Below are 16335 nucleotides of genomic sequence, written 5' to 3' on the forward strand. Positions count from 1 at the left end.
GGATTACTCCTCGCGGGTCACACGCAGCACTTCTTCCAGTGTGGTGATCCCGGCCAGTACTTTCTGCATGCCGTCGTGGCGGATGCTGGGGGTGAACTCACGGGCATATTTTTCAATGGCCAGCTCGCCGTGACCGCCGTGAATAAGCTCACGGATTTTATCGTCCACCGGCAGTAGTTCGTGAATACCGGTACGGCCTTTATAACCGTTGAAACCGCAAGCTTTACAGCCCTTGGCCCGATAAATGGGCGTATCGTCCTTTTTGCCAAGCCCCAGCAGTTCCCGCTCCTGTTTGCTGGGCAGGTGCGGTTCTTTGCAATCATCGCACAGTGTCCGTACCAGCCGCTGTGCCAGTACCCCCAGCAAGCTGGATGACACCAAAAACGGCTCCACGCCCATATCCTGCAAGCGGGTAATGGCACCCGATGCGGTGTTGGTATGCAAGGTGGACAGCACCAAGTGCCCGGTAAGGGATGCCTGCACGGCAATTTGGGCGGTTTCCAGATCGCGGATTTCACCAATCATCACCACGTCCGGGTCCTGACGCAAAATGGCGCGAAGCCCACGGGCGAAGGTCATATCCACCTTGTTATTCACCTGGGTCTGGCCGATGCCCTCAATCTCATACTCGATGGGATCTTCCACGGTAAGGATATTGATGTCTTTATGGTTGATGTCGGTCAGCCCGGCATAAAGCGTGGTGCTTTTACCGGAGCCTGTGGGACCGGTCACCAGAATGATGCCGTGGGGTTTGCGGATAAGCTCTTCAAATTGCACCCGAATTTCTTCGGTCATGCCAAGCTGCACCAAATCCAGATTGCCGGCGTTTTTGTCCAGCAAACGCAACACGACCCGCTCGCCGTGACTGGAGGGCATGGTGGATACACGCACATCCACCGCCCGGCCGCCGATGCGCAAGGAGATGCGGCCATCTTGCGGTACCCGCTTTTCGGCGATATCCAGCCGCGCCATGACCTTGATACGAGACACCAGCAAGGATGACAGTTTGCGGTTGGGCCGCAGCACCTCCCGCAGCACGCCGTCTATGCGAAAACGCACCACCAGCTGTTTTTCGTAGGTTTCGATGTGAATGTCCGATGCTTCTTCCTTGATGGCTTCCGAGAGCATGGCGTTAATCAGCCGAATGATGGGGGCGTCGTCATCCCCTTCCAGCAGATCTTCTGTCTGCGGCAGCTCTTCTGCCAGGGTGAACAGGTCCATCTCATTGCCAATGTCTTCCATCAGTTGCTGGGCCTCTGATGAATCGCTCTGGTAGGTTTGGGTCAGATGGTTTTCAAAAGTGGCATCGTCCACTTTTATCAGTGGCAAGTCGCAGGCAGCGTAACGCCGGGCCTCCAGCAACGCCGACATGGCGGCCCGTGCGGTGTAATACAGCACCAGCTGCTCACCCTCTTTGCTGAGCACCACGCCTTGGCGATGGGCAAAAGCGAAGGGCAAGCGCTCGCTGCTGGCAGAATGAAACAGTTCATCGCTGTCGGCCTCCGTTGCAAGCCCCAACTCATTGGATGCCTGCAGCAGTTCTTCTGTTGGCGTTTCAATCTCACTCATGATCACTGCCGTCTTGTTGATGGTTACCATTGATGGCGCTTAAGGCTGGTTCGGATTCACGCTTGGGAGTGGCCAGCCCCTGGCCATTTTTGTAACGCTCAAGAATGTCGTTGACCTCAGGGGGGAGCTGTTCACCGGGTTTCAGCTCTTCCATCACGGGCACCTGGGTATTGGGCATCAGGTTAATGCCGCGTTGCTGCTGCTCCAGCTGCAACGCTCTGAAGTAGTTGTACTTGCGACCGGCGATGCCTTCCATGGTGATCCCGTCGCGCACGATGGTGGGTTTGATAAACACCATCAGGTTACGTTTGGTTTTTTTGCTGTTGCTGGAGCGGAACAGTTGCCCCAATACCGGAATGTCGCCCAGCAAGGGGACCTTCTGCACGCTTTCCTGTGTCTCTTCATTGATAAGGCCGCCCAGTACCACGATTTGACCGGAATCCGCCATAACGGTGGTGGTCAAGCGACGGGTGGCAAAGGTAACGTCCACACTGGTATTACCGTTGATGCCGGAGACTTCCTGTTCGATGGTGAGTTTGACCGCATTGCCTTCGTTGATTTGCGGCACCACTTTGAGCTTAACCCCCACCTCTTTGCGCTCCACGGTGGTAAAGGGATTGCTGTTGCCGTTTTGCGAGCTTTGCGAGCCGGTGATCACCGGCACTTCATCCCCCACAATAAAGGAGGCTTCCTGGTTGTCCATGGTGGTGATGGAGGGAGTTGCCAGCACGTTGGAGTTGGTATCGGAGGCCACGGCCTGGATCAAGGCGCCAAAGTCGCCGGACACCACGCCCCAAGCCACACCGTTGACCTTGCTAAGGGCGCTGGCCAGGGTAGAAATATCCCCATCGGTATCCGGGGTGGTGGTAGTCACCACGCCGGTGCTGGTGGCGGTGGTGGTGGTTGAACCCTTGATGGTGCGGGCATTCCAGACACCGGCGCCAATTTCGGCCAGGGTGGAGCCCATGTTGTTGAACTGGGTCATGCCGCCGGACAGCGAGCCCATCTGGATCCCGAGGCCAATGCTGTCACCTTCGGAGATTTCCACAATGATGGCTTCTACCAGTACCTGCGCCCGGCGGATGTCCAGCTGGTTAATCACGCTTTCCAGCGTGCGCATCTGATCCGGCTCGGCACTTATCACCAAGGCGTTGGTTTCTTCATGCGCCATGATGGTAATGGATTTGTTGCGTTTGTTGGCACTTGCCGCTGCTGGTGCGGTAGCGCCGTCTTTGGCTTCCAGTTTCTGGGCAAAGCCGTTAAGCACTTCCACCAAGTCGGCAGCCTTGGCGTACTTGAGGTAACGCACCTTGGTGTTGCCGGTGGTCGCCTGCTCGGCATCAAGACGGGAAATCAGCTCCACGGCCCGCTCACGGCTGCGCTGATCGCCACTGACCACCACCGCATTGGTGCGTTCATCAGCCACCACTTTGGGCGCTTGGCCGGGCATTTGTGCCTGGTTGGCGCTGGTGCGGTACAGATTGTCAATAATCCGCACGATTTCACCGGCAGAAGCGTATTTCAGCTGTACCACCTGGCTGTCCACGTCTCCCTGCTTGTCCACCTGCTTGACGATGTCCACCAGTTTATTCACAACGGCGGCACGCCCGGTGATCATCAGCACGTTGGAGGGATCGTAATTGACCACGTTACCGCCACCGGCGTTGTCGTTAAGCTGCCGCAGAAGCGGTGCCAGCTGTTTGGCCTCGGTGTTATACAACGCCACGATGCGGGTGACCATTTCATCCCCCAGTCCCGGGGTCTTGTCGCTTGCCAACCGGATGGAGGAAACCTTGGCGTCTTTGTCTTTCACCACCTTGATGACATTGTTATCCATTTCCACCACGGCATACCCGTAAACCTGCAGCACATTCTGAAAGAATTGATAGTACTGCTGGTCATTGAGCATGTCGTAGCTGCGCACGTTAATCTTGCCACGCACGGTAGGGTCAACAATGATGGTTTTATTCAGGTTTTTACCCACAATGTTGATAAATTCCTGAATATCCGTGCCCTTGAAATTGGCCGCATATTGTTCTGCCCAAACACTTGGCTGACTGAAAAAGGCCACTGATGCCACCAGTCCCGCAATCAGTTTGGTTCGAATCCGCTTGTTATTCATTATTCAATTTCCCCTAAACCTGCGTTACTGCGGCAAACTAAACATAAGTTCCACCAGTTGACCTTCCCGTTCGACGGTCACTGAAATTTCGGTCAAATCCGGTAGCTGAGCCATCACGTCAAGCGCCTGGCTCATTTGTGTTAAATCGTATCCGTTAATGGCTTTTGCCAAATCGTTGGGCTTGAAGCCCGCTTTTTGAAACAGCTCCGGATTGCGTCCCGGATTTATCCTGTAACCGGTTAACTCACCCTCTTGTTGTACCGGTGATATCACCAGAAAATCGCTCAATTTGCTGGGATCGGCCAACAGCTCGTCCCGGGAAGCCTGAATGTCTTCCCCTAATGCCTCGTCACGCCGGTCCACCTTTAGTGGCGTTTCAGAACGTGCCTGCTGCAACTGGGCGTTGGCCGCGTTGGTGGTGGTAAATTCCAGGCCATCCAGCATCAGTGTTTCATAACGCCCGGCATTGGTGATGATGATGCGATCAGCATAGACCTCTTTTAACGAGGCAGAAGTGCCCTTGATGCGGTCACCGGGGCTGTAGGTTTCCTGGCTGCCCTGGGAGGCAATCACCGCCAGCCCGCGCTGCTCGGCAGTAGAGGCCACCACGCCGGTCAGCAGGATGGAAAGTGAGGTTTTGGGGGCATCGGTAATGAGTTCCGCTGCCGCGGTCGGGGCGGTCTTGGGGGCGGCATCGGTTTTGCCAAACAGGGCCAAGCCCTTGATGGCCGACAAATCCAGTGTTTGGGATGGCGCCTCGCTCACCGCCGATGGCTGCCAGTGCAGTGGTGGGCTGGCAGAGGGGATCAGCTTCCAGGTAAGTTGTGCGGCCAGATACAGTACCAACAACAGCAACAACCAGAACACCGCATTACTGACCGGTTTTGACGGTATGGTTGCCACCTTCGCAATAATCTTGTCCAGAGAATCCATATTTTCCCGGGCCTCTTAGTCAGGCACTGTTTTGATATTATTATCTGATTTACTAATAAAAGTAGTCGCCATGCTAACCTAGTGCTTGGATAGCGACAAGAGCGTACCCCGCTCAAGATTGGCTAAAACAGCCGAATTATGCTACCTTTTCGCGCCTAAAAAGGGTGTGATGCGCCCCACTCTTTATAACCGGTTTACGCCTGTAACGTCGCGGTTATTAACAACTATGTGAACTTGTCCCGGTTCATCTGCAATACAGGAGCAGCAACAGCGTGGAACACCACAGTGAAGAGGCTGTCCGGCTGGATAAATGGCTATGGGCCGCCCGTTTTTACAAAACCCGGGCGCTGGCCAAAGAGATGATCAACAGCGGCAAAGTGCACTATAACGGGCAACGCGCCAAATCCAGCAAAATTGCCGAAGTGGGCGCGCGGCTCAGATTACGTCAGGGATATGACGAGAAAGAGATCCTAATAAAAAAAATTTCCGGCGTACGCCAAAGTGCCGCAGTTGCCCAAACGCTGTATGAAGAAACGGCCCAGAGCATGCAAAAACGGCAGGCAAACGCCGAAGCACGGCGCCTGAACATTCTGCTCAACCCGGCCCCGGAAGGTAAGCCGGACAAAAAGCAGCGGCGCCAGCTCATCCGATTTAAAGAATCCTGATTGCGAGAACCAGCATGAACCAAGATCTACTTCATCGTTATCTGTTTGACAACGCCGACGTCCGTGGCGAAATGGTGCAGTTACAGCAAAGCTACCGGCAGGTACTGGGTACCCACGCTTATCCGCCCCGGCTGCAACGCCTGCTGGGAGAACTGCTGGCAGCCACCTCCCTGCTGACTGCCACCTTGAAATTCGATGGCGACATCAGCGTGCAGCTGCAAAGCCAGGGGCCGGTGTCGCTGGCGGTCATCAACGGCACCAATCAGCAGCAATTACGGGGCGTTGCCCGCTGGCAGGGCGAAATTGCCGATGACGCCACCTTGAGCGAACTGCTGCCAAACGGCCATATGGTCATTACCGTGACACCCCAGGAAGGTGAGCGCTATCAAGGGGTTGTGGCATTGGACAAGGCCACTCTGGCCCAGTGCCTTGAGGGCTATTTTGCCCAATCAGAGCAGCTTCCCACCGGCATCTGGTTATTTGCCAATGGCCAGCAAGCCGCCGGCATGCTGCTACAGGTGCTGCCCAGCGAACAGGCTGAAAACGAGCCGTTCGAACATTTGATGCAGTTGACCGCCACCATCACTGCCAACGAGCTCTATCGCTTACCGGCAGAAGAGGTACTGCACCGCCTGTATCATCAGGAAGATGTCCGGCTGTTTGAACCGGTAGCGGTGAGCTTTCGCTGCACCTGTTCAAAAGCGCGCTGCGCCGCTGCCATTCGCACCATCGACAAGCAGGAGATTGACAGCATCATCGCCGAACGTGGTGCCGTGGAAATGGACTGTGAATATTGCAATCAACACTATCACTTTGATGCCATTGATATAGAAAGCATATTCAACATGACCGACGCGCCAGAACGGCCACAATGATGAACAGGCACCCGAGCCGGCGTTAAGCCGGCTTTTTTGTACGTCATCAGTACCGGTGTAACCGCCAAAAAACACCGGGCATGGCTTGGCTTTTCGTGCCGTTATGGCTGCAGCAAAATGCGGTCGATGATGATTATTTTATTAATAAAGATATATAGATAATGCTGATATTCTTAACCAAAAATGGACGTAAAATTAAACTTTCTAAAGGTGTAATAAATATCTATAAATCATTTGCAAGATATGTTAATTTTTCGCTGGATGATGGATTTTTGACGTTTTTCAAAAATAGAAAACCAGGTTTTTATTATTCCGTTTTTGCAAGGAAGCAAACTGACATAACACTATTTAACAGATTCAGATGCAATACATGAAGTTCGGGATTCTAAATAACAAAAAACATTTTATCCTGTTTAATTAACAACCTTGCCTTTGGGTATTTCATTGGGGCCTTTATGAAGTTTGAAAAACTGAACTATACCTCGCTGGTTGTGTATGAATCCATGTGTCGCCATAAGAATGCCGGTTTGGTCTCCAACGAGCTGTCGATGAGCGTTTCCGCCATCAGCCGCCAGTTGGCCCTCTTGCGGGACATCTTTCAGGACACCCTGTTCATCCGCCGTGCCTACGGTTTCGTCCTCACCGACAAAGCCACCAAAATGCTCCCCTATGTGCGTGATATTTTAAGCAAATACGATAATTTGCGCACCAGCTACACCATGTTCTCGCCAGCGGCATCCACCGGGCATTTTCGCATTTATGCCTATGATGAATTCACTTACACCATCAACAAAGTCATTTTTGAACGGATTGCCACCCAGGTGCCGGACGTCACTTTTGAGGTGAGAACCCTAGCCGCCAACTGCAGCCGGGCCCTGGAAAACGGCGATATCGATTTTGCGGTGATTTATGAAAATTTCGGCGGGGATAAAATAAGGGGCGAGATGATCTCTCCCACCGAAGACATATATCTTCTTTCCCGGAACAACCATCCGGTTTTGGAAACCCCGCTGGCTGTTGACGATATTATTAAATGCAAATATATCTGCCTTGATAATTTTAATGATTTGGATTCTCCATTAATAAAGCAACTGGCATTATCGGAAGGGAAAGATATTGATGTGATTGGCGCCACGGATAATATCGCCTCCCTTGGGCGGCATATTCTTGATACCAACTGCATCTCCATGACCTGCAATGCCTTTACCTGTGAATATTTTACCGGAGTACCGGGGATCCAGGTCACGCGCCTGTCCCGGGAGTTCAGTGAAAAACTGCTGAGTTTCATTCAGGTTGGGCGCACCCCCGGTAACTATCTGGTGTATTCCGAAATTAACAGCTCGCCTTTGCACCAATGGCTGAAAACCCAGTTGTTTGAAGGGATCCAGGACGAGTGGTACAGCGGTGTGGAGATGCTTACCAAGCAAGCACAATAAACGTGATATAAAAAAACCGTCTGGGGAGAACAGACGGTTGGAAAAAAATGCCTCATCCGGACATCCCTGCCCGGAGAAGACATTGGCGAGTGATTAGATTTTCTTGATGGCTACCGGTACCCCGTGACGGGCAGTGGAGCCAAAGGTGCGGTCACGATACAGGCTGGCGCCCTTGCGGGTTGGGTCAACCACGTTAAAGGTGTTCACCGCAATCCCTTCACCACGGCTGGCAACCCCCGGAATTTCCTTACCGTCCACGGTCACGGCCTGAGCCCCGAACTGGGTATGACCATAACCGGTACACACCACAATGGTGCCTTTGGCCACGGTTTTGTCTGCCTGAACCACACCTTCGATGGTGGTGCCTTTAGGCGACAGAAGCTGCGCTTTATCACCGGATTGCAGCTGATAGCGACGGGCGTCATCTTCATGCATCTGGATAAAGTTGGCTTCGCCAAGCGCGGTAATTCTTGGCAATACCGCAGAATACGGACTACGCAAGTGCGACTTAAAGGTGGAGAACACAAAGGGATAATCCTTGTTGTTCCAGTGTTCCCTCACCGCAGAACCATCCCAGAAACGGTCCACATCATAGATGGGCTGACCATCCAGATACTGGCCGGTGTAGGAATCTTTAATCCGGGCCAGGGATTCGTTGTATAGCTGGAATTGGGTATCCATGCGGATGGCCGGATTGAGGAATTCTCCCTCATAGCGTTGTTCCAGACGCTCGTAACGGCCCCCACGGGTCAACATGAACAGGGTGGCATCCAGCTCTTGGGGTTTCAGGCGCTGTTTGAATACCGGCAGCACCCTATCCACACTGGTCAACTCGATATCTTCCGCTGTGGGCGCTGGCAGCACTTCACCTGTGTGTGCCACGTTGGCAAACAGGGGCACGTAAAAATCTTCAGGCACATTAACGGCATAGCTGTTGCCGTTCACGTCTTTGAAGGCGTTGTCGCCAAAGCCCGGCAGCTGCAGTTTTTTACTTACGTCAATCAGGAACTGCTCCATGTTCACATGGTGGCCTTCCTGGGTTTTGGCAGTTCTTGGCTCAACAACCGGTACACAGGCCACATCGCCGATATATTCACTGCCCCACATTCTGGACAGTGCCCACTGCTCGTACTGCAGTGAGTCTGGCACCAGATAGTCGGCGTAAACGTTGGTTTCGTTGATGTAAGGGTCAATGCCGATGATCAGCCCCAGCTGTTTAGGATCCTTAATGGCGTCAATCACCTGATCCCCAAGGCCTGAACAGTTATAGATGGGGTTGGTAGACCAGTTGATCCAGGCTTTGAACTGGAACGGGTTGGCATTGGCATGGGCCACCAGCATTTCGCCGCTGTTTTCCTGCACAATGGTGTTGTTCCAGGGCTGGTTGGACGGATAAGGGTCAATCCCCTTGGCCACTTTCTGGCGGTATTCGTCACTTTCTTCATAGTTGCCAGAACGCTCGGCGTTAAAGCCTTCAGGCTCGGCCTGCTCAAAATCATTGAGGTTATACAACGGGCCGTCAAAGATGTCGTACATCACCGCAAAACCGCAACCGCTCATGTGGTGCATGCCGCCTTTGGCATTATGGGCACCCACCATGGTGGCCAGCATGATCAAGGCAAAGGCGAACTGGCCGCCATCGGAGGCGTTACAGCCGGTATTGGTTTCAATGGAAACCCGGCGACCATGGGAGGTAAATTCCGTGGCCAGCGCTTCAATTCTTTCCACCGGAATACCGCAACGGGCGCTATAAACCGCCATGGGTTGCTGGTTAACCCGTTTTTTCAGCAAAGAGAAAGCGGTTTCCACCTGTACCTGCTGGCCATCGGCCAGGGTAACCGGCCCTTCATAGAAGAGTTCTGCCAGTGATTCGCTGTCGCTGGTGACCGGTTTGCCGTCTTCGGCGTTAATCACCATTTTCACGTCGGCAGTGCCCAAGCCGCAGGCTTCGGCGGTAAGGAACTGGCGATACAGCGGATGTTTGGCATCTGTCACCACCAGATAGGTGGCGTTGGTGTAGTTCACTTCGCCATGCTTGTCGGCGCAGGCCTGGCTGGGTGCCTGCAAGTAAGTAGCGTGATAACGCTGATGGTTAATCACGTACTGCAACATGGCAAACATCAGCGCGGTGTCACCACCGGCGCGCATGGGGATCCATTCGCTGTTTTGGGCATCGGTTTCAGAGGTCAGCGCCCGCAGAATAGGGTCAATCACCACATATTTGAAATCAGGACGATCGGCACGGGCAGTGGCCAGCCGGCGGGAGCCGGAGTTCAGGCTCAGGCCGCTCAGCCCCGGGTTGGTACCGATGAAAATGGCAAATTCACATTCATCATAATCGGTGGTGGGCAACGCCATTTCATCCACGGCATCAAAACAGCCCAAGGCGCAGCCTGCCACCTGTTGGTGACCGCAGTAGGAGTCTTTGGTCCCGATATTGGGGGTGCCCCAGGCGTGATGAACAAACCGCGCCATGAAGTCGGTACGAATGCCCTGTTCGGAAGAGGTGGACACAAACAGCTGGTTTTTGACTTTACCAAAATCCGGGTAAGCCGCATTGGCCAGCGCCGGATTGCTGTAAATGGCCTGCAGACCGTCCACATGGCCCTCACCAAATAGGTCGCCACCTTCAGTGACTTCTTTGAGCAGCTGCTCGTAAGAGATGGTTTTCCATTGGTTTTCACCACGTTTGCCCACCCGTTTCAGGCAGGAGGTCACCCGGTGCTTGTCATTGAAGGCATCAATCACCGCATTGCCACGGCCACACAGGGTTGCCCGGTTGGTCTGGCTGTACTCTTCAGTGCCAGACAAGCGATACATGGCGTCTTTGGGGGACACGTCCAGGGCAAACGGCTGACCGGCATTGCTGGTCAGTGAATAGGGGTTACCGATAACCCGCACCACTTTATCGGTCTCGTTATCAATACTGACACGGGCACCGCACACGTTGAAGCAGCCATAGCATTTGGAAAAGGCAAAACGCTGTTTCGGGTTGCGGATCAACTGCTTGTTTTCATCAAAATAGTAATCGGGCTTGATGGACGTTGGGGCATATTTATCAATGTCTTTATCGTCCAGTGTCGGCACTTTGCTTGTTTCAGCCTTGGCTGGACCGGCACCTGCAAGTGCGGCCAGCGAACTTGCTTTAAGAAATTGTCTACGATCCATAATGTTACCTCTGCCACTCTTGAGGGAATTTCAAACTGAAAGCGGTGTTGCTTTCTTCCTGAGTCAACCCGATATAAAACACATTGGGTTCGGTATGTTTACCCGACTGCAGTACCAGTGGATTTTCCTTCTCGATGAGCTTGGCAATTTCACTGTTTTTGTCATTGATATCGCCAAAAATCCTGGCGCCACCGGTGCAGGTTTCCACGCAGGCGGGTAACAGCCCGCGGGAGGTGCGGTGGATACAGAAATTGCACTTATCAACAGTGCCGGTATTGGAATTGGTAAAACGCACCGCGCTGTACGGACAGGCCTGAATGCAGTAGTTACAGCCCACGCACAAGGTGGAGTCCACAACCACAATGCCGTCTTCAGCCCGTTTGAAAGTTGCACCGGTAGGGCACACCTTGACGCAGGACGGTTTTTCACAGTTGTTGCACAGCAATGGCAGGTTCAGCACAAAAGGCTTGCCTTCACGCTCGGCCACCGCCTGATACACTTCAGTGCGGTGCTCATCCGGCCGGTTGCCGTTTTCGTTACCGCAGGAAACCACACAGGCCTTGCAACCGTTACAACGACGCAAGTCCACCAGCATGGCCAGGTGTTTGCCACCCTTGGCGCGGATATTACTGATGGCGCCGGCAGCGGATACAAAAGAGATTGAGGCTGCGCCTACCGCACCACCAGCCAGAACCTTCAGCATCTTTCTTCTATCTAACATAATCGACTCCTAATAATACTGACCGGCCAGCAGCACTGAGTAGCGCAGGCAGAAGGCGCCGATGAGCGTAAGCAGTGCGATGAAATATTCCACCGTGCAGTGCAGCTGCAGGTGACCCTTGATAGCGACCAGATTGATTAGCAGTGGCAGCACCAACCCCAGTAACACGGCACCACCCCACCAGAAAGCGCCAGCAGCGGTGGCAAGGCCCAGCAGGTTGTCAAATCCGTTAACCAGGCTGACGTTACGTACGGAGTAGGCGAAAATCAGCAGTGCCAGCAGCTCCAGCACCAACAACACGGTATCGGCCTTGGCAAAGCGGTGTTGCTCATCACCCAGACGAATGGCGGTACGGATAATCAGTACCAAACCCACCCCGCTGGACAATGCCGACAACAGGAAAATGATGACCAGAATACTGTTTGACCACACGATGTTATGGGAGATGTCACCAATCAGCAGTGCGGTGTAAGCGGCCACGCAAACGGCCAGCACCATGTTGATAACGGCCAATGCACTGTTGGGTTTTCCGGCCTTTTTGGACAGATAAAACGATGCGCAGTACAACACTGACAGGATAATCATGAAGGTGAGCAGCCAAGTACCGATGCTCATCATGGAGCTGGGCTGGAAGGTCATGAACAGCCTGAAGGCGCGAATTAACTTGTCGACGTCCATATGGCTCAGGCCATACTGGAAAGTGGTCAGGTCAAAGGCAATCATCGCGGTGCCCACAATCAGCATCACGGTGCCCGCCAGTGCGCTATAGCGCGATAATTTGAGTTGCCCTTGTTCGGCAATCTTACCGGTAACGGTTAACAGGCCGCTGATGAATAGCGCACCCGCTCCGGCACCGGCAAAAAACAGATAGGCGGCAACCAGTATGCCCCAATGAATTTCACTCATGCTTTTACCCTTATTAAAAAGCAAAACCTAACCAGTGAACGACACCATTTTATTTGTTAAATAATCATCATGAAGACACTACCCAATAGCCCATGCGAATATTTTTAACAGGCAACACAAGCTATTGGATAATATTGGTCCACAACAAATTAAAAATGGCTTTTATCACTATTTTGATTAGCTATTTTATTTGCTATTTTGCTTTCTCAATTTTACTGGTTGAAAAATGAATCCATGCAAAACCGATTCATAATATGAGATGCAACATTTAACCTGTCGGCTTTATTGATAATCATATTATTCATTTGGTTTTTCATACTCATCTTAGAAAGTGACTTCAACACCCACCAATGCGTAACCATGATCAAATTCATGGTAAGTGCCACCGGCCATTAAATTTACATGTTCATGTACGGCCCAGGTAACGGTTGCTGCCAGGTCATAAAAATTGTCATCTTCATAACCAAAAGCGCCGTCATCATCAAAATAGTAACCCACGTGCATGGTCAAGCTCAGGTCATCAGCCAGTGCGTAATCATGTTCTGCCTGGCCATACCAAGACTTGATGTCCTGGTCGTAATACACGGAAGCGCGGCTATCACCGTAAAAACCGGTCAGGCCCCATTCGGTGTTGTGGCTCGCATCGCCATAGGTATAAACGTTAACGTCAGCCTGAATGGCAAAATCATCATTAATATCATGATAATAGCCAGCATAGTAATCCAGTTCGTAGTCATTCACGCGGTCGCCGTCATCATCGCGATAACGATAGCTTTCAGCACTGATCCCGGCAAATGCGCCACTGTCATGTTCCAGCGTAACGCTGCCCTGAATTGAAGGGTCTTCAAGACTCAGGGTCATCCCACGCCAAAGGTAGTCATTTACCAATAATGCATTGCCACTCACACTAAAATCATTGGCATAGCTCGGCACGGCAAGCAATAAAGCGCACAAAGGTGTTAAATGCATAACTCGCATTATTTTCTCCTCGTCTATAGTTATTATTGGCAATAGCCATTTTTATTTATGTCCCCAATATATTTGGAGAGGATTGCCTCACGAGCGCATTGTAACCACGAGGATTAGCTACAGATGTGATATTTCTCACAGTGGATCTGGGGTATTTATGCTTTTGTGAATAGTGACTTTTATTGCAATTTTCGGGAAATGCATTTTTTAATTTGCGGGTTTTGCACAACGCTCATTTTTTAATCTAAATACTAAAGGGCAGTTTTTGAGTATATATCAAAAAGAGACAAAACAGCCTGAACGCATAATTACATAATAACCAAATATTATTTATTCGTCATTATTTTAAATAATGAAACACGGGATTATTCCCCATAAAAATAACCCACAGCACATTACATAATGGGCTGCGGGTTATTATTTGGGCCATTAATCAAATCCTATTGGCATTCATCGGCAATCAACCCTGCAGCTTCACCCACCAATGCCAGTTTTTGCTGTCGTGTCAGCTTTTTAACCTGCACTTCCCGCTTCAGTGCCTGGCTGCGGTTGCCCACCGTTTCCTGATACACCAGTTGCAAAGGCCCCCGCCCTCGCAGGTATTTGGCGCCACGACTGCCACCTTGGTGTTCGGCAAAACGGCGAGCCACATCGGTGCTCACCCCGGTATATAACTCACCATTGCGGCAACGGATGATATACAGCGACCAGCGGTGCATCAGTAGCCCAATAACCCCAACAGGAACGCATATTCCAGCGCAGTATCCTCATAGCTGCTGTAGCGTCCGCTTTTGCCGCCGTGCCCGGCAGCCATATCGGTGTGCAGCAGTAACAGGTGCTTATCGGTTTTATAGTCACGCAACTTGGCCACCCACTTGGCCGGCTCGAAATACTGCACCTGGGAGTCATGCAAACCACTGGTCACCAAAAGGTGGGGATAATCCTGATGCTTTACATTGTCATAGGGAGAATAGCCGAGCATGTAGTCAAAATAGGCTTTTTGCCGGGGGTCGCCCCATTCATCGTACTCATTGGTGGTCAGCGGAATCGATTCATCCAGCATGGTGGTGACCACATCCACAAACGGCACATGGGCGGCCACGGCCAGATACAGCTCGGGGGCCTGATTGAGGACCGCGCCCATCAGCAACCCACCGGCACTGCGCCCGGCGGCCACCACTTTGCCTGGCGCGCCATATTTTTCTGCCAGCAATCCCCGGGTCACGTCCACAAAATCGTTGAAACTGTTTTGCTTGTGCAGCAATTTACCCGCTTCGTACCAGCGCCGTCCCAGCATTTCACCGCCTCGCACATGGGCAATGGCATACACCACGCCACGGTCGAGCAAGCTGATGATGTCATCCCGGAACTCGGGTTCAATCACCGCGCCATAGGCACCATAGCCGTAGACATACAGCGGATTGCTGCCGTTACGGCTGAACTTGTCTTTGCGATACACCAGGGTGACCGGTACCGGCGTGCCGTCCCGGGCGGTGATCCGCAGCCGTTCGGTACGGTAGTTATCAGCCGCAAACCCGCCCAGTACCTTGTCTTGCTTGAGCAGGGTGCGACGCCCTGGGAAATCCAGCTGGTACTGATAAATGGTTTCCGGGGTGGACGGGCTGGAGTAATACACCCGCAGTTCACGGCTGTGCTGAGAGGGATTGGCATCCAGCCCCACCACATAGGCGGGATCATCAAAAGGCAAGTCGTAACCGCGGCTGGGGTCGCTGTCGGGATAAATGCGGATATGGCTCAACCCCATCTCCCGGGTCTGCAGTACCAGAAAATCATCCAGCAGCAAAAAGTCTTCCAGCAATACATCGGCATCATGGGGGATCACCTGCTGCCACAGCGCCTGATTGCCGGCTTTGGCGATGTCCACTTTCATCAACCGGAAGTTTTGCGCCTGCCAGTTGGTCAGGATATACAGTTCATTGCCCCGTTTGGCCACGCTGTACTCCATGCCTTCCTGCCGTGCCAGCACCGGCAGAAACGTGCCCAATGGGGCGTTGGCATCCAGCAACGACACTTCGCTGGTGGTGGTGTTTTCGTGGGTCAATACGATGTGGGTTTCATCCAGGGTTTTGCCAAGGTCCAGATAGTAGGAATCATCCTGCTCCCGGTATACCAGCACGTCTGCCGTTTGTGGCGTACCCAGCTTATGACGGAATACCCGATCCCCCAGCAGGGTTTGCGGGTCTTTGGCAATGTAAAACACGTAGCGGCCATCGTTGCTCCACACCATGGCACCATCCACATTGGTCAAGGTGTCTGGCAGCAACTGACCGCTATTGAGATCCTTGAAATGCACGGTATAAATGCGGCGACTTAAGGTGTCTTCGGCAAAGGCCAGCACGGATTCATCCGGGCTGATGCTGGTATCACCCAGGCTGTAAAACTCATGGCCGGCCGCCCGCTGGTTCACATCCAGCAACACCATTGCCGGCCCTTTCTGGGTGCTGCTGCGCACCAGCACAGGATACTCCTGATGGGGGCGATACTGGCGGGAATACCAATGGCGGTGCCAACGATAAGGCACCGAGCTGTCATCCGCCGTCATTCTGGCGGTGAGCTCTTTAAACAGTTGCTGCTGCAATGGCTTGAAAGGCCCAAGCTGCGCCTCGGTATAGGCGTTTTCCCGATGCAGATGCGCCAACACCTGTGGATTGCTGCGGCTGTCATCCCGCAGCCAGTAATAATTGTCGACCCGGGTCACCCCGTGCAGAGTCATTTCATGGGGAACTTTGGCGGCCACCGGCGCCGTGATTTCGGTTTGTTGTGTCATACTTTCGCATCCGCACATAAAAAGTGCCGTGCCTGCCAATCCAAGAGATATCAACAGTCTGTTCATGAGCCTTTCCCTATTATGCTACCGCGAAAACCAGGCGGCGTCTCATGGCCAACCCCACGGGCCCCAATACTACGGGCCCCAATACTATAGTGACCGGCAAGCGTGACCACCGCAAGT

General features: G+C 52.7%; 11 protein-coding genes and 1 pseudogene. 3 read left to right on the top strand and 9 right to left on the bottom strand.

Going from position 1 to position 16335, the window contains the following annotated elements; genetic code table 11:
- Positions 1-3: 3 nt before the first annotated feature.
- The 3 genes from gspE to gspC are packed head-to-tail and all read right to left on the bottom strand — an operon-like array spanning position 4 to position 4624.
- Positions 4-1569, bottom strand: a complete 1566-nt coding sequence (gene gspE, locus ACIDEJ_RS11420) for a type II secretion system ATPase GspE (RefSeq protein ID WP_411988195.1) — start codon at positions 1567-1569, stop codon at positions 4-6.
- Complete coding sequence (gspD, locus tag ACIDEJ_RS11425) at positions 1562-3691, bottom strand: type II secretion system secretin GspD (RefSeq protein WP_411988196.1); 2130 nt, start codon at positions 3689-3691, stop codon at positions 1562-1564. The genes gspE and gspD overlap by 8 nt, the downstream gene beginning before the upstream one ends.
- Positions 3692-3715: 24 nt before the next feature.
- On the bottom strand, positions 3716-4624 hold the full coding sequence (gene gspC, locus ACIDEJ_RS11430; protein ID WP_411988197.1) for a type II secretion system protein GspC: 909 nt from the start codon (positions 4622-4624) through the stop codon (positions 3716-3718).
- A gap of 272 nt (positions 4625-4896) precedes the next feature.
- Here gspC and hslR point away from each other — a divergent pair, with 272 nt between their 5' ends.
- The 3 genes from hslR to ACIDEJ_RS11445 all read left to right on the top strand — a co-directional run bounded on the left by hslR (position 4897) and on the right by ACIDEJ_RS11445 (position 7600).
- The gene (hslR, locus tag ACIDEJ_RS11435) at positions 4897-5289 is read left to right on the top strand and encodes a ribosome-associated heat shock protein Hsp15 (protein ID WP_411988198.1); all 393 of its coding nucleotides are present in this window, start codon (positions 4897-4899) and stop codon (positions 5287-5289) included.
- Between the two features lie 14 nt (positions 5290-5303).
- The gene (gene hslO / locus ACIDEJ_RS11440; protein WP_411988199.1) at positions 5304-6164 is read left to right on the top strand and encodes an Hsp33 family molecular chaperone HslO; all 861 of its coding nucleotides are present in this window, start codon (positions 5304-5306) and stop codon (positions 6162-6164) included.
- A 455-nt stretch (positions 6165-6619) separates the two neighbouring features.
- The gene (locus ACIDEJ_RS11445; RefSeq protein WP_411988200.1) at positions 6620-7600 is read left to right on the top strand and encodes a LysR family transcriptional regulator; all 981 of its coding nucleotides are present in this window, start codon (positions 6620-6622) and stop codon (positions 7598-7600) included.
- Positions 7601-7693: 93 nt separating this feature from the next.
- Here ACIDEJ_RS11445 and ACIDEJ_RS11450 read toward each other — a convergent pair whose 3' ends face one another.
- From ACIDEJ_RS11450 to ACIDEJ_RS11475, 6 genes and pseudogenes are all read right to left on the bottom strand, one after another.
- Positions 7694-10768, bottom strand: coding sequence for a molybdopterin-dependent oxidoreductase (locus ACIDEJ_RS11450; RefSeq protein WP_411988201.1), 3075 nt, complete (start codon positions 10766-10768; stop codon positions 7694-7696).
- A 4-nt stretch (positions 10769-10772) separates the two neighbouring features.
- A complete protein-coding gene (gene dsrO / locus ACIDEJ_RS11455) occupies positions 10773-11489 on the bottom strand; it encodes a sulfate reduction electron transfer complex DsrMKJOP subunit DsrO (protein ID WP_411988202.1) in 717 nt (238 codons plus the stop codon).
- Between the two features lie 9 nt (positions 11490-11498).
- The gene (nrfD, locus tag ACIDEJ_RS11460) at positions 11499-12395 is read right to left on the bottom strand and encodes an NrfD/PsrC family molybdoenzyme membrane anchor subunit (protein WP_411988203.1); all 897 of its coding nucleotides are present in this window, start codon (positions 12393-12395) and stop codon (positions 11499-11501) included.
- Between the two features lie 324 nt (positions 12396-12719).
- Positions 12720-13373 (bottom strand): TorF family putative porin, encoded by a 654-nt coding sequence (locus tag ACIDEJ_RS11465; protein WP_411988204.1) that lies wholly within the window; start codon positions 13371-13373, stop codon positions 12720-12722.
- 431 nt (positions 13374-13804) lie between these two features.
- Positions 13805-14074 (bottom strand): annotated as a pseudogene (locus ACIDEJ_RS11470) (GIY-YIG nuclease family protein); the annotation flags it as partial.
- Between the two features lie 8 nt (positions 14075-14082).
- Positions 14083-16218: a S9 family peptidase gene (locus ACIDEJ_RS11475; protein WP_411988205.1), complete on the bottom strand. Its 2136-nt coding sequence runs from the start codon at positions 16216-16218 to the stop codon at positions 14083-14085.
- Between the last annotated feature and the right edge of the window lie 117 nt (positions 16219-16335).

It is taken from the genome of Shewanella mytili (genome assembly GCF_046765975.1).
In the GTDB taxonomy this organism is placed as follows: Bacteria; Pseudomonadota; Gammaproteobacteria; order Enterobacterales; family Shewanellaceae; genus Shewanella; species Shewanella mytili.

Bases quoted from the DNA above. Each gene is read 5' to 3' on its own strand.
- hslO (WP_411988199.1), top strand. From the start codon at position 5,304: ATGAACCAAGATCTACTTCATCGTTATCTGTTTGACAACGCCGACGTC.
- gspE (WP_411988195.1), bottom strand. From the start codon at position 1,569: ATGAGTGAGATTGAAACGCCAACAGAAGAACTGCTGCAGGCATCCAAT.
- gspC (WP_411988197.1), bottom strand. From the start codon at position 4,624: ATGGATTCTCTGGACAAGATTATTGCGAAGGTGGCAACCATACCGTCA.
- ACIDEJ_RS11450 (WP_411988201.1), bottom strand. From the start codon at position 10,768: ATGGATCGTAGACAATTTCTTAAAGCAAGTTCGCTGGCCGCACTTGCA.
- ACIDEJ_RS11475 (WP_411988205.1), bottom strand. From the start codon at position 16,218: ATGAACAGACTGTTGATATCTCTTGGATTGGCAGGCACGGCACTTTTT.
- gspD (WP_411988196.1), bottom strand. From the start codon at position 3,691: ATGAATAACAAGCGGATTCGAACCAAACTGATTGCGGGACTGGTGGCA.
- nrfD (WP_411988203.1), bottom strand. From the start codon at position 12,395: ATGAGTGAAATTCATTGGGGCATACTGGTTGCCGCCTATCTGTTTTTT.
- dsrO (WP_411988202.1), bottom strand. From the start codon at position 11,489: ATGTTAGATAGAAGAAAGATGCTGAAGGTTCTGGCTGGTGGTGCGGTA.
- ACIDEJ_RS11465 (WP_411988204.1), bottom strand. From the start codon at position 13,373: ATGCGAGTTATGCATTTAACACCTTTGTGCGCTTTATTGCTTGCCGTG.
- ACIDEJ_RS11445 (WP_411988200.1), top strand. From the start codon at position 6,620: ATGAAGTTTGAAAAACTGAACTATACCTCGCTGGTTGTGTATGAATCC.